At 61.2% G+C, this 20,593-nt stretch carries 19 protein-coding genes; 12 read left to right on the top strand and 7 right to left on the bottom strand.

Going from position 1 to position 20,593, the window contains the following annotated elements:
• Positions 1-5 precede the first annotated feature (5 nt).
• The 5 genes from AADA15_RS00255 to AADA15_RS00235 all read right to left on the bottom strand — a co-directional run bounded on the left by AADA15_RS00255 (position 6) and on the right by AADA15_RS00235 (position 5,256).
• Positions 6-1,331: a branched-chain amino acid ABC transporter permease gene (locus AADA15_RS00255; RefSeq protein WP_341639540.1), complete on the bottom strand. Its 1,326-nt coding sequence runs from the start codon at positions 1,329-1,331 to the stop codon at positions 6-8.
• A complete protein-coding gene (locus tag AADA15_RS00250; protein ID WP_341639539.1) occupies positions 1,328-2,338 on the bottom strand; it encodes a branched-chain amino acid ABC transporter permease in 1,011 nt (336 codons plus the stop codon). Before AADA15_RS00250 ends, AADA15_RS00255 begins: the two co-directional genes overlap by 4 nt.
• 3 nt (positions 2,339-2,341) lie before the next feature.
• Entirely contained in the window at positions 2,342-3,175 is an 834-nt protein-coding gene (locus AADA15_RS00245) for an ABC transporter ATP-binding protein (RefSeq protein WP_341639538.1), read from the bottom strand.
• Positions 3,172-3,960, bottom strand: coding sequence for an ABC transporter ATP-binding protein (locus tag AADA15_RS00240; RefSeq protein ID WP_192966587.1), 789 nt, complete (start codon positions 3,958-3,960; stop codon positions 3,172-3,174). The genes AADA15_RS00245 and AADA15_RS00240 overlap by 4 nt, the downstream gene beginning before the upstream one ends.
• Before the next feature lie 102 nt (positions 3,961-4,062).
• A complete protein-coding gene (locus tag AADA15_RS00235; protein ID WP_341639537.1) occupies positions 4,063-5,256 on the bottom strand; it encodes an ABC transporter substrate-binding protein in 1,194 nt (397 codons plus the stop codon).
• Between the two features lie 197 nt (positions 5,257-5,453).
• Here AADA15_RS00235 and AADA15_RS00230 point away from each other — a divergent pair, with 197 nt between their 5' ends.
• Positions 5,454-6,563, top strand: a complete 1,110-nt coding sequence (locus AADA15_RS00230; RefSeq protein ID WP_341639536.1) for a PQQ-dependent sugar dehydrogenase — start codon at positions 5,454-5,456, stop codon at positions 6,561-6,563.
• 10 nt (positions 6,564-6,573) lie between these two features.
• On the opposite strand, the gene AADA15_RS00225 is transcribed toward AADA15_RS00230, so the two are convergent.
• Positions 6,574-7,581 carry a GlxA family transcriptional regulator gene (locus AADA15_RS00225; protein ID WP_341639535.1) on the bottom strand — a complete coding sequence of 336 codons (1,008 nt, stop codon included), beginning with the start codon at positions 7,579-7,581 and terminating at the stop codon, positions 6,574-6,576.
• Positions 7,582-7,768: 187 nt separating this feature from the next.
• Here AADA15_RS00225 and AADA15_RS00220 point away from each other — a divergent pair, with 187 nt between their 5' ends.
• Positions 7,769-9,151: a class II 3-deoxy-7-phosphoheptulonate synthase gene (locus tag AADA15_RS00220; RefSeq protein ID WP_341639534.1), complete on the top strand. Its 1,383-nt coding sequence runs from the start codon at positions 7,769-7,771 to the stop codon at positions 9,149-9,151.
• Positions 9,152-9,337: 186 nt separating this feature from the next.
• On the opposite strand, the gene AADA15_RS00215 is transcribed toward AADA15_RS00220, so the two are convergent.
• Complete coding sequence (locus AADA15_RS00215; protein WP_341639533.1) at positions 9,338-10,156, bottom strand: PAS domain-containing protein; 819 nt, start codon at positions 10,154-10,156, stop codon at positions 9,338-9,340.
• Positions 10,157-10,423: 267 nt separating this feature from the next.
• Between AADA15_RS00215 and AADA15_RS00210 the strand changes: the two genes are divergently transcribed.
• From AADA15_RS00210 to phoU, 10 genes are all read left to right on the top strand, one after another.
• Complete coding sequence (locus tag AADA15_RS00210; protein WP_341639532.1) at positions 10,424-11,320, top strand: YicC/YloC family endoribonuclease; 897 nt, start codon at positions 10,424-10,426, stop codon at positions 11,318-11,320.
• An 84-nt stretch (positions 11,321-11,404) separates the two neighbouring features.
• Entirely contained in the window at positions 11,405-12,046 is a 642-nt protein-coding gene (gene gmk / locus AADA15_RS00205) for a guanylate kinase (protein WP_341639531.1), read from the top strand.
• Positions 12,043-12,567: a gamma carbonic anhydrase family protein gene (locus AADA15_RS00200; RefSeq protein WP_341639530.1), complete on the top strand. Its 525-nt coding sequence runs from the start codon at positions 12,043-12,045 to the stop codon at positions 12,565-12,567. The genes gmk and AADA15_RS00200 overlap by 4 nt, the downstream gene beginning before the upstream one ends.
• Entirely contained in the window at positions 12,568-13,752 is a 1,185-nt protein-coding gene (locus AADA15_RS00195) for a trans-sulfuration enzyme family protein (protein ID WP_341639529.1), read from the top strand. It abuts the gene before it with no gap.
• A 53-nt stretch (positions 13,753-13,805) separates the two neighbouring features.
• A complete protein-coding gene (locus tag AADA15_RS00190; RefSeq protein WP_341639528.1) occupies positions 13,806-14,846 on the top strand; it encodes an ATP-binding protein in 1,041 nt (346 codons plus the stop codon).
• A gap of 218 nt (positions 14,847-15,064) precedes the next feature.
• Entirely contained in the window at positions 15,065-16,105 is a 1,041-nt protein-coding gene (locus AADA15_RS00185) for a substrate-binding domain-containing protein (RefSeq protein ID WP_341639527.1), read from the top strand.
• A gap of 101 nt (positions 16,106-16,206) precedes the next feature.
• The gene (gene pstC / locus AADA15_RS00180) at positions 16,207-17,685 is read left to right on the top strand and encodes a phosphate ABC transporter permease subunit PstC (protein ID WP_341639526.1); all 1,479 of its coding nucleotides are present in this window, start codon (positions 16,207-16,209) and stop codon (positions 17,683-17,685) included.
• Complete coding sequence (pstA, locus tag AADA15_RS00175; RefSeq protein WP_341639525.1) at positions 17,685-19,052, top strand: phosphate ABC transporter permease PstA; 1,368 nt, start codon at positions 17,685-17,687, stop codon at positions 19,050-19,052. The genes pstC and pstA overlap by 1 nt, the downstream gene beginning before the upstream one ends.
• A 12-nt stretch (positions 19,053-19,064) precedes the next feature.
• Positions 19,065-19,859, top strand: a complete 795-nt coding sequence (pstB, locus tag AADA15_RS00170) for a phosphate ABC transporter ATP-binding protein PstB (protein ID WP_341639524.1) — start codon at positions 19,065-19,067, stop codon at positions 19,857-19,859.
• 23 nt (positions 19,860-19,882) lie between these two features.
• Positions 19,883-20,593, top strand: coding sequence for a phosphate signaling complex protein PhoU (phoU, locus tag AADA15_RS00165; RefSeq protein WP_341639523.1), 711 nt, complete (start codon positions 19,883-19,885; stop codon positions 20,591-20,593).

Here is a 20,593-nt window from a genome sequence, read left to right as displayed (position 1 = left end):
CAGGCTTACTTTTCCGGGATCAGGCCCCTTGGGCTGAACCTGAGGACCAAGAGCAGGATCAAGCCCATCGTGAAGAGCCGCATGTGCGATGCGTTCTCGATCAGATGAGCCTTCAGCCAGTTGTCATCGGCCATGAAGGTGGTCAGCAGCTTGATCAGCTCGATGCCCATGGGCTCGACCTTGATCCAGAAGAACCAGATGAGCATGCCGCCCAGCACAGCGCCAAAGTTGTTGCCGGATCCACCGACGATCACCATCACCCAGATCAGGAAGGTGAAGCGCAGGGGGTTGTAGGTGCCCGGCGTCAGCTGGCTGTCGAGCGTGGTCATCATCGCGCCGGCAAGGCCACAGATCGCCGAGCCCAGCACAAAGATCTGCAAATGACGGCGGGTGACGTCCTTGCCCATGGCTTCGGCCGCGACCTCATTATCGCGGATCGCGCGCATCATGCGGCCCCAGGGGCTGCGCAGGGCCATCTGCGCCATCCACAAAAGCGCCAGCAGCACCACGGTGAACAGCACCGAATAGCCCAGCTTGACGAAAATCGTGGAGCCTTCGACCGGGTCCAGTCCAAAGGCCGCCGCGCGCTCTACAAAGGAAGGATCGTTCTGCAAATCCACTTCGTACGGCACGGGGCGGGGCAGGCCGACCACGTTCTTGACACCGCGCGACAGCCAGTCCTCGTTCTTGAGGACAGAGATGATGATCTCCGCAATCCCGAGGGTGGCAATCGCCAGGTAGTCCGAGCGAAGGCCAAGCGCCGTCTTGCCGATCAGCCAGGCCGCACCGGCAGCCAGCAGACCGCCCGCAGGCCAGGCCAGCAGCACCGGCAGGCCAAGGCCACCAAGGTTGCCTTCCAGCGCGGGATTGATCGCCTCGACCGCCTCGACCGAAGGGTCAAAGATGGCGCGATAGACAAAGAAACCCGCGATCAACACCACCAGCAGCACCAGAGTGCGCGCCAGTCCCGGATTCATCACCTTGTAGATCGCAACCGCTCCCACAACCGTCAGCGCGCCCATCACCAGCGCCATCAGGATGCCCATGCCGCCAGCGGCAAAGGCGCCCGGCGTCGGATTGGTGGAGACCAGCACCACCGCAAGGCCGCCAAGGGCGGTAAAGCCCATGATGCCCACGTTGAAGAGGCCCGCAAAGCCCCATTGCAGGTTCACCCCGAGCGCCATGATGGCCGAGATGAGGCCCATGTTCAGGATCACCAGCGCCGAGTTCCAGGAGCCCGAGAAGATGCCGCCGAATGTCGTTGAACCTTCCAGCAGGATCAGGACCCCGACAAAGGCGAACAGCAGGGAATGTTTCACTGTATCGCTCATACCGATTTTCCTTTGAAGATACCCGTGGGTTTGAACAACAGGACAATGATCAGGATCGCGAAGGAGACCGCGAATTTGTAATCCGTGCTCAGCAGCTGGACCAATCCGTCAGGTGCCATGCTTTCCGGCAACACGTAAGTCGCGACCTTCTTCCAGGCGTAGGTGATCATCACTTCGGAAAAGGCGATGATAAATCCGCCCGCGATGGCCCCGATGGGGCTGCCTAGGCCACCCACGATGGCAGAGGCAAAGATCGGCAGCAGAAGCTGGAAATAGGTGAAGGGTTTGAACGACTTGTCGAGCCCGTACAGAACCCCGGCGATGGTCGCCAGCGCGGCGACGATCATCCAGGTGTACATCACCACCCGTTCCGGGTTGATCCCGGACAGAAGCGCCAGATCTTCGTTGTCGGAATAGGCGCGCATGGATTTCCCGGTGCGGGTCTTGTTCAGGAACCAGAACAGAAGGGCCACAACGATCACAGCCGTGACGACCGTGATGCCCTGGCTGGTCTTGATCGCCAGCCCTTCATCCAGGCCGGTCATCTTCTTGAAATCACGCGCCGAAATGATGAACCGTTCGCCATCGGCAAAGCGCTGGTCGCCGGGGCCGATGATGAAACGGACAAGGCCGTTCATCATGAACATGACGCCAAGCGAGACCATGACGAAAACCACCGGTTTCGCCTTCTGCTCGCGGTAAAAGCGATAGACCGTGCGGTCGGTGACCAGCACCAAAAGCATCGTCACCGCAATGCCAAGCGGCAAGGCCAGAAGAGCGGTCGGCAGCGGTCCAAAGGACACCCCGGCAGACTGGAACCACCAGGTAAAGAGGATCGTCACCATGGTGCCGAAAGCCATGGTGTCACCATGGGCAAAGTTCGAGAACCTTAGGACGGAGTAAACCAGCGTTACCCCCAGCGCGCCGATGGCAAGCTGGCTGCCATAGGCGATGGCTGGCACGCCAACGAAGTTTGTAAAGGCCACAAGGGCGTTCAGGAGTTCCATACCTCAGCCCCCCAGGAAGGATTTGCGCACTTCGGGATCGGCCAGCAGTTCCTGACCGGTGCCCGTATAGGCGTTGCGGCCCTGGACGAGGACATAACCTTTGTCCGCGATCTCAAGGGCTTGTTTGGCGTTCTGCTCCACCATCAGGATCGGCAGCCCGGTACGGGCGACCTCGATGATGCGGTCGAACAACTCGTCCATAACGATGGGCGAGACGCCCGCGGTGGGCTCGTCCAGCATCAGGACCTTGGGCTGGGTCATCAGCGCGCGGCCCACGGCCACCTGCTGACGCTGACCGCCTGATAGTTCGCCCGCGGGCTGGTTGCGCTTTTCCTTCAGGATCGGGAAGAGGTGATAGACCTGCTCCATCGTGTCACTGAAATCATCGGTGCGGATGAAGGCGCCCATTTCCAGGTTTTCCTCAACCGTCATCGAGGTGAAGATATTGCTGGTCTGCGGCACAAACCCCATCCCCTTGACCACGCGGTCCTGCGGGGTGAGCTGGGTGATGTCCTCACCATCCAGTCGCACCGAGCCGGAGCGCACGTTCAGCATGCCGAAAACCGCCTTCATCGCGGTGGATTTGCCGGCGCCATTGGGGCCGACGATGACGGCGATCTCGCCGGGGTTCACGGCGATGGTGCAGTCGTGCAGGATATCCGGCCCTTTGCCGTATCCGCCAGTCATGCAATCGCCGATCAGGAAGGGGCTGTCGCCCTCGACCTTTGTGGTGGGGCCGCTTTTGCGGTGGGCGGGCTGCATCGTGCCCACGCCATGGGTGTTGGTGATCGTGGAATCCTTGTTGCCACGATCGTCCTGATACGGGTTGCCGCTCATGCGTCTGCCCCTATTTTATCTTTGTTTTTCAGGCCGGTGCCCAGGTAAGCTTCGATCACCTGTTCGTTGGCCTTGATCTCGTCCAGGGTGCCTTCGGCAAGTTTCTTGCCCTCGGCCATGCAGATCACCGGATCACAGAGGCGGCCAATGAACTCCATGTCATGTTCGATGACGACGAAGGTATAGCCGCGTTCCTCGTTCAGGCGCTTGATCGCATCGGCGATGGTGTAGAGGAGCGTCCGGTTCACGCCGGCGCCAACCTCATCGAGGAAGACGATCTTGGCATCCACCATCATGGTGCGGCCGAGTTCCAGCAGCTTCTTCTGCCCGCCGGACACTTCGCCCGCCTTCAGATCGGCGATATGGCTGATGGTCAGGAACTCCAACACCTCGTCGGCCTTTGCGCGCAGGGCACGTTCCTCATCGGCGATGCGTTTGCGGCCGAACCAGGTGTTCCACAGGCTCTCACCCGACTGGTTGCCCGGAACCATCATCAGGTTCTCGCGGCAGGTCATCGAGGAAAACTCATGCGCGATCTGGAAGGTGCGCAGCAGGCCCTTGTGGAACAATTCGTGCGGCGGCAGGCCGGTGATATCCTCACCATCCATGGTGACCCGCCCGGAGGTAGGTTCAAGAACACCCGCAATCACGTTGAAAAGAGTGGTTTTTCCCGCGCCATTTGGCCCGATCAAACCGGTTATGGAGCCCTTTGCGATTTCCAGCGATGCGCCATCAACCGCATGGAACCCGCCGAAGTGCTTGTGCAAGTCCTCGACGACGATCATGTCATTTCATCCCCCAACTGCTTGTTTTTTTTGCAGTCTTTAAATTTGGAACAGCCCGGACGATGCCGGGCTGATCTGTTGTTTTCGGTATCCGGTTCAGGATTAGCGGAATTTCACCGTGGTGTTCATCCCGTCCTTGACCTCGATCTCGCGGTAGGAACCTGCGCTCTCACCGGGGCCGATCAGCTCAACGCCGGTTGCGCCCTGGTAATCGATGTCACCGCCAGCGGCGAGGATTTCCAGCGCCTTGCCCAGTTCGCCGGGGTTGATCGGCTCACCGGGTGCGTTGGCGACGTCCATGATCTTGGCGCCGTATTCGGCCGGATCCATGGAGCCTGCGGCCTGCATGGCCAGCAGGAACAGGGCTGCCGCGTCGTAGGATTCAGGTGCGTAGGCCGAGGTGCCGTCGAAACCCTTCGCTTTGGCCAGCTCAGCAAAGACTTCGGCGCCCTTGGAGTCGGAGCCTGCGATCTGGCCGAAAGAGCCGTCGAGGTCCGCGCCAACGTTCTTGGGCAGGCTGTCGCCGATCATGCCGCCGGGCAGGCCGAAGGTTTCATAGGCGCCGCTGTCGAGGGCCGACTGGATGATACCCAGGCCACCCTGATCGAGGTAACCTGCAACCACCAGGATATCGCCGCCGGCAGAGGCCAGCGATGCGACTTCGGCCGAGTAGTCGCCCTTGCCGTCTTCATGGGCGGTGACGATGGTGACTTCGCCGCCGACCTTCTCGAAGGAAGTCTTGATCGCGTCGGCAAGACCCTTGCCGTAGTCGTTGTTGGTGTAGGTCAGGGCGATCGACTTGATGTCACGCTCCTGCAGGATCTCGGCCATCACCTCACCTTCGCGGGCGTCGGAAGGTGCGGTGCGGAAGAACAGACCGTTGTCTTCCATGCTGGTCAGACCCGGCGAGGTTGCCGACGGAGAGATCATCACCATGCCGTTCGGAATCGCGACGTTCTGCAGGATTGCGCCGGTCACGCCGGAGCAGTCGCCGCCGATGATGCCGTTGACGCCATCTGCGATCAGCTTTTCACCGTTGGCCACGGCCAGACCGTTGTCGATACAGCCGGTGTCGGCGCGCACCGAGGTGACCGAAGCCCCATCCAGCAGCTTGCCGGAGGCGGTGACTTCTTCCATCGCCATTTCAGCACCGGCTCCCATTGCGGAGGTCAGCGATTCAATCGGGCCGGTAAAGCCCAGCAGGACGCCCAGTTTGACTTCCTTGGCGTGGCCGCCAGCGAATGCCGTGCCAGCCGTCAAAGCAGCTGCGGCAGTTGCCATCATAAGTTTTTTCATTGTTTAACTCCCGTGTTGGAACATTTCAGTTCACATTGGACCCTAGGCAAGCTCTGACGAAAAGGGAAGTCCATTTGGACATTGCTTGGCGCGTTGCGTGCCGGGGTCTTACTCCTCCAAAACCGGGCGCGTTTTTGTCGATTTGGCCCGATTGGGGCGTGCGTTTACAGTGTTCCAAATGAAAGGGGAAGATGGCAATGCGAATATTCTGGTCGGTCCTTGTTCTGGGCCTGTCGCTCGGGTCTGGCGTGCCCGCTTCGGATGTCCGTGCCCTCAACAGCACGCAAGGCCCTTTGCAGGTGGACAGGATGGCCGAAGGCTTTGATATTCCATGGGCATTCGCCTTTCTTCCCGGTGGCGATCTGCTGGTAACAGAACGCGAAGGGGCTTTGTATCACCTGAAGGACGGCCGCCGCACGCGGATTGAAGGCCTGCCTGCGGTCGCGGCAGACGGGCAGGGCGGGCTTCTGGACATCATGGTTCCGCGGGATTTCACCCAAAGCCGCGAGGTCTTTCTGACCTTTGCCAAACGTCAGGGGCGCGGCGCAAACACGGCCCTGGCCCGGGCGATTCTTGCCCCCCGGAATGACCGGCTGACGGAGGTGGAAACCCTGTTCGAGGCCGCCCCGGGGGCAACCGGCGGCCGCCATTTCGGCTCCCGCGTCGTAGAGGCCGCGGACGGCACTCTGCTGCTGACGGTCGGGGATCGCGGGGATCGGCCCAGCGCCCAGGACCTTGCCCTGCATCAAGGCAAGGTTTTGCGGATCAACCGGGACGGCACAATCCCGCACGACAATCCTTTTGCGTCAACGCCGGGCGCCCAACCTGAAATCTGGTCCCTCGGCCATCGCAATCCGCAAGGGATGACCCTGGACGGGCAAGGTCAGATCTGGACCGCAGAACACGGGGCGCGGGGCGGCGATGAGGTGAATCTGATCCGCAAGGGGGCCAACTACGGCTGGCCGGTGATTTCCTACGGGCGCCACTATTCCGGCGCCAAGATCGGCGACGGCACGTCGAAGGCCGGGATGGAGCAGCCCCGGTGGTACTGGGATCCTTCGATCGCGCCTTCGGGCATGATTGCCTATTCCGGGGCAATGTGGCCCGCGTGGCGCGGGGATTTCTTTGTCGCCTCGCTGAAATTCGACATGATTTCAAGGTTGTCCGGCACGCCATTGCGCGAGGTCGAGCGGCTGCAAAACGATTATACCGGCCGCATCCGTGACATTCAGGAAGCCCCGGACGGATCTATCTGGTTTCTGTCCGAGACCGAAGGCGCACTGCTTCGCATCCACAGGGGTAAATGAGGCGCAGCATCTAGCCCGACGGCACCCTGACCGCCTTGCTTCCACGCTCCCGGTAGGGAGTAGTGTCGTAATGGGCACGGTAGCATTTGGAAAAATGCGAGGGTGAGGCGAATCCGCAGGCCAGAGCCACGTTGATCACGCTCATATCGGTCTGCATCAAAAGGTTGCGGGCCTTTTGCAGGCGCAGCTCCATGTAATAACGTTTGGGGCTGCGGTTGAGATAGCGGCGGAACAGACGTTCCAGCTGTCGGGTGGACATGCCCACATCCTGCGCCAGGATCGAGGGGCTGATCGGCTCTTCGATATTGGCTTCCATCATCTGGATGACCATCGACAGTTTCGGATGCCGCACGCCGATCCGTGTCGGGATCGAGAGGCGCTGGGTGTCCTGATCGGTGCGGATCGACGAATAGATCAGCTGGTCCGCCACCGCATTGGCCAACTCCTCGCCGTGGTCGCTGGCAACGAGCTTCAGCATCAGATCGATCGACGAGGTGCCCCCTGCGGTGGACATGCGGTTTCCATCCACCACGAAAACCGATTTGGTCAATTCGACCTCATCGAACTCCTCCGAGAAACTGTCGGCATTCTCCCAGTGGATCGTCGCACGCTTGCCATCCAGCAGACCTGCCTTGGCCAGGGCAAAGGACGCGGTGCAAAGACCGCCCACCATCAGCCCCTTGCGCGCCTCGCGGCGCAGCCAGGACAGCAGCTTCTTGCTGGTTGCCTCCTGCACGTCGATGCCGCCGCACAGAAGGATGGTGTCGTCCCGCTGCAACTCGGACAGGTCACCGTCCAGCTGGAACGTGGTGCCGGCCGAACAGGTGACCGTGCCGCCGCCCTCACCGAGGAGCGACCAGGCATAAAGCTGCTGCCCGCTCATACGGTTGGCAATGCGCAGGCATTCCACCGCCGAGGCAAAGGACAGCAGGGTGAACTGATCCAGCAGGACAAAGACGAACCGCCTGGGTTCGACGCTCATGGGTTTGATGTCGACACGTTTGCGTCGGATTTGCATAGGCAGCAGGCTCCCTAACGAGACTGGAAACATGCGCAGAGAGTCGGTTTTCTTCTGGCTGGCTGCCACCGTGCCCACAGGAGAGCGGCCCGGTCAAGTCATTCAAATTCTGAACTGGTCACCCGATCCCGGGTTTTGTATACGTGTACCCCGTGTTACCAGAAGACCTCTTGAGCGGAGAAAAGCGATGAGTGAGTGGCAAAAATCGACCTGGCGCCAGAAACCGCGGGTTCAGATGCCCGACTATACCGACGCGGCGGCCCTTTCGGCCGTCGAGGCGCAGCTTTCAAAATATCCGCCGCTGGTCTTTGCCGGCGAAGCACGGCGGCTGAAACAGCACCTGGCAGCGGCCGGGCGCGGAGAGGCCTTCCTGCTTCAGGGCGGCGATTGCGCCGAGAGCTTTGATCAGTTCAGCGCCGATGCGATCCGTGACACCTTCAAGGTGATGCTGCAGATGGCGATGGTGCTGACTTATGGCGCCAAGGTGCCGGTGGTGAAGGTCGGCCGCATGGCCGGGCAATTCGCCAAGCCGCGCAGCGCGCCAACAGAAGTCGTGGATAGTGTGGAACTGCCCAGCTACCGCGGCGATATCATCAATGATCTGGCCTTCAACGAGGCGTCGCGCATTCCCGATCCCGCGCGCATGCTGCAGGCCTACACCCAGGCGGCCGCCACGCTGAACCTCTTGCGGGCGTTCTCCACCGGGGGCTACGCGGATGTGCATCAGGTGCACGCCTGGACGCTCGGCTTTACCGAAAGTCAAAAGGCCGAAGCCTATCGCGAGATGGCCAACCGGATCACCGACACGCTCGACTTCATGCGGGCGGCAGGGGTCAACAGCGACACGGCCCATACCCTGCAGACGGTGGAGTTCTACACCAGCCACGAAGGTCTGCTGCTGGAGTACGAAGAGGCCCTGACCCGGCTTGATTCGACCTCCGGAAAATGGCTTGCGGGCTCGGGTCACATGATCTGGATCGGTGATCGCACCCGTCAGCCCGATGGTGCCCATGTGGAGTTCTGCCGCGGTGTCCTGAACCCGATCGGGCTCAAATGCGGGCCAACCACCACCGCCGAGGATCTGAAGGTCCTGATGTCCAAGCTGAACCCCGACAACGAGGCGGGCCGCCTGACTCTGATCGCGCGGTTTGGCGCCGGCAAGGCCCAGGAGCATCTGCCGCGGCTGATCAAAGCCGTAAAGGAAGAAGGCGCCAAGGTGACCTGGGTGTGCGATCCGATGCATGGCAATACCATCAAGTCCACCTCTGGCTACAAAACGCGCCCCTTCGACAGCGTGCTGCGTGAGGTTCAGGATTTCTTTGCCGTTCATACCGACGAAGGCACCATCCCGGGGGGTGTGCACTTCGAGATGACGGGCCAGGACGTCACCGAATGCACCGGTGGCGTGCGCGCGGTCACGGACGAGAACCTGAGTGATCGCTACCATACGGCGTGTGATCCGCGCCTCAATGCCAGCCAATCTCTGGAACTGGCCTTTCTGGTGGCAAAGGAACTGTCGAGCCTGCGCGAGGAACGCGCCTCAAACGCGGCACAGGCCGAAGCCGGCTGAGCTCGGCCGGGGCCATCAGTGTAAACCGGGAAGCCGCGCCGCAAGGGGCGGCTTTCCTTTTTGGACATCACGGTCAGCCGACGAAGCCGCAAAAGGAAACGCCCCGGGAATTCTTCCGCGGGGCGTAATTTCTGGCGCTATGACCTACGACCAGAATCTGGACCGGAGATGCTCCGGAGTATTCAATCAGTCTCGGCTGACCACCAGACGCAGATGAGAGCCGCGTTTATTGGTCTTGCCGTTTGTTGCAGGCGTTGCCGCCTCTTCGCTTTGCGCGGTCACCCCAAAAGTGGACCGATCAGCAAGCGAGCGCGCTTCGTCCAGGATCGACTTTTCGGGCGCAAACCGCGCTTCGAGAGCCTCAAAGCCGGGGTTCGGCGAATTGACGTCTTCCTTTTGCTCACGCGGCTTGGCCTTGAATGTGCCTTCCTCGGCCGATTGGGCCACGGTGCGCATTTCGATGGACGAAACCGAGAACCGTTGCGAGACGCCCGTGGGGTTGCCTTCAGACACGAACACACCCAGCGCCCGGCTCACGTCTCCAAGATCGCTGCGCAGCGGCAGCAGGAGCATGCGCGCTTCGCGGGAGCCATGGAGGCGGGTTGCCTCAGTCTTCAGTTCCAGCTCGATGATCGCCGGCGCGTCGAACATGTGCTCCAAGGCCGCGCTCAGCTGCTTGCGGGCATCCGGTGTGAAGAACGCCGTGATGGGCATTCCGCGCACTTCCATTCCAGCCATGTCGTTGACTTTCTGGCCCGCCAGACGGAAACGGGCGATCCCCGGCGCCACCCGCTCCAGAATGAACGTCTGGGACAGGATGTTCTCCAGCCCGCGCGGGTCAATCTGCGAACGGCTCGGGATGTCATCCCCGCGGCGCAATGCTGTCCAGTAGGCTTCTGCCTGGCGCAAGGCCGACACCGGTGTGCGGCTGCGGAAGTTGTTCATCGGAACCACCTTATCGTGACCCTTGCCGTGTCCAGAGCTCTTGCGACCACCGAAAAACATTTCCTCATCCTTTGCTTGCACCGGCGCGGGGCCAGTTGGTTGCGGTGGGCGTTCAAGCATTCTTAAGACTGCTTAACAACATCCACCATAATCCTTACTTCTCCGTTAATATGGCACAATGTAATTCAAATTGTGACTATTTGTTCAAGCAATGGTTAACGGAGAAGGTGAGCGGACCTATACGAATGGGGTTGCCTGCTATCCTTTGCCCGTATTAGGCCCATGATGGACATCTTGCCACGAAGGCAAAAATAAGGGGCAGAGCGCATGACGGTTAACAGCATGACGGGGTTCGCGTCCGGCCAGGGTGGCCTCGGGGCGCACGGCTGGAGCTGGGAAATCCGGTCCGTGAACGCAAAGGGGCTCGACTTGAGGTTGCGCATTCCGGATTGGCTTGACGGGCTGGAACCCTTTGTTCGCGCTGAGATTTCGAAACGGCTGTCCCGCGGGAACGTGACTGTTTCCCTGAAGATGAGCCGCTCCGAGGAGGGGGCGGCCCCGTTGTCCGTCAATCCCGCGGTTCTGACCTCCGTTCTTGAGGCGCTGAGCCAGACAGAGACGGCCGCCCAGAACATGGGGGTCGATCTGAAACCTTCGTCGGCGGCCGATCTTCTGGCGCTGCGCGGTGTGCTTGAACACGCCTCGCCGCAGGATGATCCGGCGCCTCTGGTTGCCGCACTCAAAGAGGAATTCTTAACACTTGTGGCGAGCCTTGCGGAGATGCGCGAACAGGAAGGTGCCCAATTGCTTAAGGTTCTGGCGCGGCAAATCGATGAAATCGAACAACTTGGAGTGGCGGCAGCCGCACTGGCGGAAGAGCGCAAGCCCCGGATGGCAGAGGCCCTGCGCGCGAATCTAGAGAAGGTTCTGCAGAACGCGGACGGGGTCGATCCGGATCGTCTGACCCAGGAACTGGCCCTGATTGCGGTGAAGTCCGACGTCACGGAAGAAATCGACCGCCTGACGGCCCACACTGCAGCCGCCCGTGATCTGCTTCAGGGTGGAGGCCCCATCGGGCGCAAGCTGGACTTTCTCATGCAGGAGTTCAACCGCGAGGCAAACACGCTCTGTTCAAAATCCCAAAGCAGCGATCTGACCAAAGTGGGACTGGAGCTGAAGACCGTGATCGACCAGATGCGCGAGCAGGTTCAGAACGTGGAATGATGTCATTTGCGTCTCGTCCATTGAACCTGCTGCGGTGATCGCCGTAGAAAGAACCCTGAACATAACAACAAGGGAGAGCAGCAGATGGCGGATCGCCGTGGCCTCTTGATCATCCTGTCATCGCCATCGGGCGCCGGCAAATCCACTCTGGCCAAGCGCCTTCGCGCCTGGGACGACAGCATCCGCTTTTCGGTCTCCGCAACCACCCGTGCCCCGCGCCCCGGCGAGGTGGACGGGCAGGATTACCATTTCAGCACCGTTGAGGCCTTCAAATCTGCCGTCGCAGAAGGCGAGATGCTGGAGCATGCGCATGTGTTCGGCAACTTCTACGGCTCTCCCAAGGGGCCGGTGCGTGATGCCATCAACCATGGTCAGGATGTGTTGTTCGACATCGACTGGCAGGGCGCCCAGCAGATCCGCAATTCGGACCTGGGCCAGCACACGCTGTCGATCTTCCTGCTGCCGCCGTCGATCCACGAGCTGCGCCGCCGCCTGGAAAGCCGGGCCCAGGACGACGAGGCCACGATCAAGCGCCGGATGGAGAAAAGCTGGGATGAAATCAGCCACTGGGGGAGCTATGACCACGTGCTGATCAACGATGATCTGGATGCCACGGAACAGGCGCTGCGCACGATCATCACCGCAACCCGTCTGCGCCGCATCCAGCAGCCGCATCTGGTCGACCATGTGCGTGGCCTGCAAGCAGAATTCGAGGAGATGAAATGACTCTTTACGCTCTTGGCTCCGACCGCCCCGACATTCACGAAGACACATGGGTTGCCCCCGATGCCAACCTCATCGGCAAGGTGGTGATGGAGGCGGGATCCTCGGTCTGGTTCGGCTGTACCATCCGCGCCGATCATGAAGAGATCCGTATCGGCGAAGGGTCGAACGTGCAGGAGAACGTCGTCATGCATATTGACGCTGGGTTCCCGTTGAGCATCGGCAAGAATTGCACCATCGGTCACAAGGTGATGCTGCATGGCTGCACGATTGGCGAAAACTCCCTGATCGGGATGGGGGCCACCGTTCTGAACGGGGCAAAGATCGGCAAGAACTGCCTGATCGGTGCCGGCGCCCTGATCACCGAAAACAAGGAAATCCCGGACAACTCCCTCGTGATGGGCGCGCCGGGCAAGGTCGTTCGTGAGGTGGATGAAGCCACGATCCAGAAGCTGAAGTGGAGCGCCCTGCATTATCAGGAGAACATGCGCCGCTTTCGCGACGAAATGAAGAAGGTAGACTAAATGAGAAATTCCAAAGGCTCGCTGATGCGGCCCGATCCGCTTCCTCACAGTGCAAGCCGCCCGGTGGTGACGCCGCTCAGCCCCTCGGTGGTTTATGCCAGCGAGACGCCCGATGCGCTGGATGACCAGTACGAGGGCCGCGTGCACGGCTACACCTATTCGCGCGAGGGCCACCCGAACGCCGATGTGGTGGCCAAGCGGCTCGATGCGATGGAAGGCATGGCTGGCGGTGTCGTCACCGGATCCGGCATGGCGGCAGTCTCTGCCGTATTGATGGGTATTACAAAGGCCGGTGACCATGTGATCGGCGGCAATCAGCTTTATGGTCGTTCCCTGCGCCTGATGAAGGAAGACCTGCCGCGCCTCGGTATCGCGACCTCTCTGGCGGATCCGTCCGATGTGGAGGCCGTGCGCGCCGCGATCCGCCCCGAAACCCGGATGGTGCTGGTGGAGGCCGTGTCGAACCCGACCCTGGCCGTTGCCGACATCGACGGTCTGGCCGCCCTGTGCAAGGAAAAGGGGATCCTGCTGGTGGTGGACAATACCTTCACCACGCCACGCGGGTTCAAGCCGTTTGATCATGGCGCCGATATCGTCATCCATTCCATCACCAAGCTGCTGGCGGGCCATTCGGACGTGATGCTGGGCTACGTGGTGGCGCGCGATCCGGCGCTCAATGACCGGATGCGGGTCTTTTCGGTCACCACCGGCATGACGCCCAGCCCGTTTGATTGCTGGCTGGCGGAACGCGGCATGCTGTCGTTTGAACTTCGGTTCGAACGCAGCCAGGCCACGGCTGCGGCACTGGCCGACCACCTGGCCGGCCTGCCGGGCGTCAAGCGCGTGATCTATCCGACCCGCAAGGACCATCCCGACCACGCCCGCGCCATGGATCTGCTCAAGGGGCAGGGGTGCAACATGGTATCTTTCGAACTGGAGGGCGGGCGCGCGGCGGCCAATGCATTCACCCGCGCGGCAGACGGTCTCAGCTTTGCGCCGACCCTTGGGGATGTGGGCACCACCCTGTCGCATCCGGCGTCCTCCTCGCACCGGGCGCTGACGGCGGACGAGCGTGCAGGCCTGGGCCTGAGCGAAGGATTCTTCCGGGTCTCGGTTGGCCTTGAAGAGCCTGACGCTTTGCTTGCCGTCTTTACCGGGGCTGTCGAGGCCGCGCGCGGCGCGTAGCAAAACCGTTACATTGGGCAGGTACTGGGGCTGAACCGCTATCGGAGAGTGCCATGACGCAAGAGTTGATCGAAGGGTTTCTGGAAGCCATCCCGCTGCCCGCGGTTCTGGTGGACCAGACCGAACGCTTCATCGGCGCCAATGCGGCAGGCACCACCCTGCTGGGGCAGCAGCTGAAGGGCAGGCATTTTGCCACCGTCCTGCGCCAGCCCAATGTAACAGCCGCGATCGAGGCGTCCTTGCACGACAAGGCAGCCCGGTCGGCGCGGCATTTGTCAAATGACGGGGCGCAGGACACCACGTTTGAGGTGAGCCTGCGTTATGTCCCTGGTATCGGCGCCGTCAGTGGCGGCGCCGTGCTGTTGTGCTTTACCGATGTGACCGAGCGCGAACAGGCCGGGCAGATGCGCCGCGATTTCGTGGCCAATGTCAGCCACGAATTGCGCACGCCGCTGACCGCTCTGATGGGGTTCATCGAGACCCTGCGCGGCGCGGCGCGCGATGATGCGGCTGCGCGGGATCGCTTCCTGACGATCATGGAAGGCGAGGCGAACCGGATGAACCGTCTTGTCGGCGATCTTCTGTCGCTGAACCGGGTCGAAAGCGAGGAACGCATGCGACCCAAGGAGCAGCTCGATCTCACCGCCCACCTGCAGTCCACGTTGAAATCCATGCAGCCGCTGGCCGATGCCGGCGATGTCACGCTAAGCCTTGACGCGCCCGATGAGCCGGTGTTCGTCAAGGGGGATGCGGACCAGCTGCAGCAGGTCTTTACCAACCTGGTCGAGAACGCGATCAAGTACGGCGGCAAACAGGTCAGCGTCATCCTGACCCCGATGGACCGTGACCCGGCGCTGCGCGCGCCGGCCGCGCGGGTTCAGGTCATCGACAATGGGCCGGGAATCGATCCGGTGCACCTGCCGCGCCTGACCGAGCGATTCTATCGCGCCGACAGCCACCGCTCGCGGGAACTGGGTGGAACCGGGCTGGGGCTGGCAATTGTAAAACACATCATCAACCGGCACCGGGGCAGGCTTCGGGTGGAAAGCGATCTGGGAGCAGGGGCCACGTTCACGGTTATCCTTCCGCGATAGCAGGGAAATTTGGTACCAGCAGAGTGGAATGATCGACTTGCCCCCAGCGTGATGGCGTCTGGGGGCTAAAGTTTTCTGTTACAAAAGCGCCCCCGAACCGCGCATTGTCATACAGCTGTTACATAGCTGTCACAAAAGCCTCATCAGACGCCGTTAGCAGAAGGCACAAGATCATCGTGGGGGTGATCGTGAACCTTCAAAACCTCATGGAGACCTAGATGTCCTTTGTGAAACTGTCCGCTTCCGCCCTGGCAATCGCTGCCGTTTCGGCCACTGCCGCCGCCGCACGTGACCAGGTGCAGGTTGCCGGCTCCTCGACCGTGCTGCCCTATGCCTCGATCGTCGCCGAAGCCTTTGGCGAAAACTTCGACTTCCCGACACCGGTTGTCGAATCCGGCGGCTCTTCGGCCGGCCTCAAGCGCTTCTGCGAAGGCGTGGGTGAAAACACCATCGACGTTGCCAACGCATCGCGCAAAATCAAGGAAAAAGAGATCAAGGCCTGCGCCGAAGCTGGTGTCACCGACATCATCGAAGTGCGCATCGGTTATGACGGCATCGTCTTTGCCTCCGACATCAACGGCAACGGCTTTGAATTCACCCCGACCGACTGGTTCCTGGCTCTGTCCAACGAAGTTCTGGTCGACGGCAAGATGGTCGCCAACCCAAACAAAACCTGGGCTGACGTGAATCCGGCCTTCCCGGCACAGCCGCTGCAGGCCTTCATCCCCGGCACCAAGCACGGCACCCGCGAAGTCTTTGAAGACAAGGTGATCCTGGCCGGCTGTGAAGCCACCGGCGCCTTCGACGTTCTGAAAGAAGCCAACGGCGGCGACAAGAAAGCAGCTGAAAAAGCCTGTATCTCCCTGCGCACCGATGGCGTGTCGGTCGACATCGATGGCGACTACACCGAGACCCTGGCCCGCATCGAGAGCAACAAGGACGGTATCGGCGTCTTTGGCCTCGCGTTCTACGAGAACAACACCGACAAGCTGCAGGTCGCAACCATGTCCGGCGTCGTTCCGTCCACCGAAAGCATCGCAACCGGCGAATACCCGGTGTCTCGTCCGCTGTTCTTCTACGTGAAGAAGGCCCATATCGGCGTGATCCCCGGCCTGAAGGAATTTGCTGAATTCTTCATCGCCGACGAAGTTGCAGGCCCCGATGGCCCGCTGGCCGAATACGGCCTGGTGTCCGACCCTGAACTGGCCAAGACCCAGGAAGCGGTTGCAAACGAAGACGTAATGGGCGGCAACTCCTAAGCCCCCCTTGCTGAATGCGATTTGGCCGGGGGAGTGATCCTCCGGCCTTTTCAGTCCCTCGGGACAGACTTGTCAAAACCCGCCACAAAACGGAGCAGTTGATGCCGACTTTCTGGCTTGTCATTCTTTTGTGCGCCATTGCGGCCATCGGGTATGTCCTGGGTCGCCAGCGCGCGCTTTCCTCCGCTGGCGGAGATGCAAGGGCGCTTCATTCCCTGCCTGCCTATTACGGATACCATGTCGGCCTCAGCACGCTGGTACCGGCCTTCGGCGTTCTGGTCGTCTGGCTTTTGGCGCAGCCGATGCTGATCGAGAACCGCGTCTCCGGGATGATCCCGTCAGAGGCGATCCCCGAAGGAACGACTTTGGGTCTGGTGATGAGCGACGTGCGGCGCGTTGCCGAAGGGCTGGATATCGCGGTGGCCGAGGGCGCCTTGACCCCCGAACAGGTGCGCAACATGCGCTCTGATGTGTCTGACATCCGCGGCCGCCTTGGGGAGGTCGGGATCGCGCTTGGCTCTGACGTCCGTCCCGAGGTGTTCGACGCCGCACTGACCTATCGAAGCAGTGCCGCAACAGGGCATACGATCATGGTCTTCGTGGTCGCCCTCGTGGCGGTGGCCGGTTTGGGCCTGTCCTACAGAAAGACGAACAAGGATTTCCGAGCACGCAACACTGTCGAACGGGCGGTGATGGCGCTGTTGATCCTGGCGGCCTCGCTCGCGATCCTGACAACCGTCGGCATCGTGCTTTCGATGCTGTTTGAAACACGCAACTTCTTTGCCCTGCATTCCTGGACCGACTTCTTCTTTGGCGGCACCTGGGCACCGAACTTCCGCGGCGACAGCGAACTGTCGATCCTGCCGCTTTTGTGGGGGACGCTCTACATTTCATTCATTGCCCTGTTGGTCGCAGTTCCGATCGGGCTGTTTGCGGCCATCTACCTTTCGGAATACGCCGGCCCCGCGGTGCGCGCCTTTGCCAAGCCGCTGCTGGAGATCCTGGCCGGCATTCCGACCATCGTCTACGGTCTGTTCGCGCTTCTCACGGTCGGCCCGCTACTGGTGCGGATCTTCGGCCAGGGCGAAAACGGCGCCTTGGGCGTCGAATGGATGAGCGGCGCCACATCTGTGCTGACGGCTGGCGTTGTGATGGGCATCATGCTGATCCCCTTTGTGTCGTCCCTGTCTGACGACATCATCAATGCGGTGCCGCAGGCGATGCGCGATGGCTCTTTGGGGCTGGGCGCCACGAAATCGGAAACCGTGCGGCAGGTGGTTCTGCCAGCGGCGCTGCCGGGCATCGTCGGCGCGATCCTTCTGGCGGCTTCGCGGGCCATCGGTGAAACCATGATCGTGGTGATGGGGGCGGGGGCCATTGCGAAATTCTCGGCCAACCCGCTGGAAAGCATGACCACGATCACCACGCGCATCGTCAGCCAGCTGACAGGCGACACGGATTTTGCCAGCCCGGAAACGCTGGTGGCCTTTGCCCTTGGGCTTACCCTTTTCGTTCTGACGCTGGGGCTCAACGTTCTGGCCCTCTACATCGTGCGCAAATACCGGGAGCAGTACGACTAATGACCGATATCAGCCAAACCCCCAGCACCCAGGGCGGCGCAACAGAGCCGTCCAAAGGCGGCTCCCTGCTGACGCAGAACGCGCGCACCCGCAAACGAAATGCCGCCGAGATGCGCTTTCGCGGCTATGGCATCGCTGCCATCGTGGTCGGCCTGATCATGCTGGTTGTCCTGGTCACCACCATCGTGAGCCGCGGCACCGGAGCCTTTCAGCAGACCTTCATCACGCTGCAGGTTGAGCTGCTGGAAAGCAAGCTCGACAAGAAGGGCAACCGGAACCTTGAGGAGATCAAGAAAGTCACGACCTTTGGCTACGCCCCCCTGATCAAGGGCGCCATGGAGAACGTGGTCGAAGATCTCGGGATCGAGACGAGCCTCAAGTCCAAGGATCTGGCCGGCCTCCTGTCCAAGGACGCCGCAGCCCAACTGCGCGCCTATGTGCTGGCAAACCCGGACCAGATCGGCCAGACGGTCGAATTCCGCTTTCTCGCCCAAAGCCGCGTCGATGGATATCTGAAAGGCCGCGTCAGCCGCGAGACCATCGAGAACGACAAGAACATCTCTCCCGCTCAGCTGGATCTGGTGGATGCCCTGGTGGCCGCTGAAGTGATCGAGAAGACCTTCAACATCGATTTCATCATCGGCGCCGATGCTTCTGACCAGCGTCCCGAAGCGGCCGGGATCGGGGTTGCCATGATGGGCTCCTTGTTCATGATGCTGGTGGTGCTGGCGCTGGCGCTGCCCATCGGGGTTGCCGCCTCGATCTACCTTGAGGAATTCGCGCCCAAGAACTGGATCACTGATATCATCGAGGTGAACATCTCGAACCTTGCCGCCGTGCCCTCCATCGTCTTCGGCATCCTGGGTCTTGCCGTGTTCATCAACTACATGCACCTGCCGATGTCGGCGCCGCTCGTCGGGGGACTGGTGCTGACGCTGATGACCCTGCCGACCATCATCATCTCCACCCGCGCCGCGCTGAAGGCGGTACCGCCCTCGATCCGAGATGCCGCCCTTGGGGTTGGCGCCTCGAAGATGCAGGCGGTGTTCCATCACGTGCTGCCGCTGGCCGCGCCCGGCATCCTGACCGGCACCATCATTGGCCTCGCGCAGGCGCTTGGGGAAACCGCGCCGCTGCTGCTGATCGGCATGGTGGGTTTCATCGCTTCCAACGCGCCGGAAACACTTGCCGACGGCTTTTTGTCACCGAACTCGGCCATGCCCGCCCAGATCTATGAATGGGCAAAGCGCGCCGACCCTGCGTTTTACGAACGCGCCTGGGGCGGCATCATTATCCTTTTGGTTTTCCTTGTAACCATGAATACGGTGGCCGTGATCCTGCGTCGCCGGTTTGAACGCCGCTGGTAAAGGGGCATCGATATGAACGACATGAGCACACTGGACAAGACCGTGACCAATACGACCAAAATCTCGGCGAAGAACGTCAACGTCTATTACGGCGACACCCATGCGATCAAGGACGTGAATGTCGAGATCGAGGGCAATACGGTGACCGCCTTCATCGGCCCCTCGGGCTGTGGCAAGTCGACCTTCCTGCGCTGCCTGAACCGGATGAACGACACCATCGACATCTGCCGCGTGACCGGAGAAATCCTCCTGGACGGAGAGGACATCTACGACAAGCGCGTGGATCCGGTGCAGCTGCGGGCCAAGGTGGGCATGGTGTTCCAGAAACCGAACCCCTTCCCGAAATCGATCTACGACAACGTGGCCTATGGTCCGCGTATCCACGGCCTTGCCCGCAACAAGGCGGAACTGGACGAGATCGTGGAGAAATCCTTGCGTCGCGGCGCGATCTGGGACGAGGTCAAGGATCGCCTGCACGCGCCCGGCACTGGTCTTTCGGGCGGTCAGCAACAGCGCCTGTGCATCGCCCGTGCCGTTGCCACCGAACCCGAGGTCCTGCTGATGGACGAGCCCTGTTCCGCACTGGACCCCATCGCAACGGCCCAGGTCGAAGAGCTGATAGACGAGCTGCGCGCCAGCTATTCGGTGGTGATCGTCACCCACTCGATGCAGCAGGCCGCCCGCGTCAGCCAGAAAACCGCCTTCTTCCATCTGGGCAGTCTGGTCGAGTTCGGCAACACGGGCCAGATCTTCACCAATCCCGAAGATCCGCGCACCGAAAGCTACATCACAGGCCGGATCGGCTGATCCGCGCAATCAAGGACTGAGACATGGTAGAGCAACATATCGCATCCGCATTCGACCGGGACCTTGAGGCGATCCAGGCCCGGATCATGAAAATGGGCGGCCTCGTCGAAGCCGCAATCATGGAATCCGCGCGCGCCCTGGAAACCCGCGACGAAGAACTGGCGCAAAAGGTGCGCGCCGATGACAAGGCCATCGACGGTCTCGAAGAGCTGATCAACGAGGAAGCCGCCCGCGTCATCGCGATCCGCGCCCCGGCAGCAGTGGACCTGCGCGTGGTCCTGTCGGTGATGAAGATTGCCGGCAACCTCGAACGCATCGGCGATTACGCCAAGAACATCGCGAAACGTACCGGCGTTCTCATTCAGGGTCATGACAGTGCAGACAGCGCCGCCGCCCTGCGCCGCATGGCGCGCGAGGTCGAACTGATGCTGAAGGACGCGCTTGATGCCTATATCCAGCGCGATGTAGAATTGGCCCATGACGTGATCACCCGCGACCGCGACGTCGATCAGATGTACAACGCGCTGTTCCGCGAATTCCTGACCCACATGATGGAAGATCCGCGCAACATCACCCCCTGCATGCATCTGCATTTCATTGCCAAGAACATCGAGCGCATGGGCGACCACGTGACCTCGATCTGCGAAGAGCTGATCTACCTGGTCACCGGCAGCCGTCCGGAAGAGGACCGGCCCAAGGCCGACACCACCTCGACCACGCCGCAGGAGGTCTGA

Origin of the sequence: Phycobacter sedimenti, assembly GCF_038148855.1 — a bacterium.
In the GTDB taxonomy this organism is placed as follows: domain Bacteria; phylum Pseudomonadota; class Alphaproteobacteria; order Rhodobacterales; family Rhodobacteraceae; genus Phycobacter; species Phycobacter sedimenti.
Note: the sequence above shows the minus strand (reverse complement) of the source record. Positions and strands in the feature narration are given on the sequence as shown.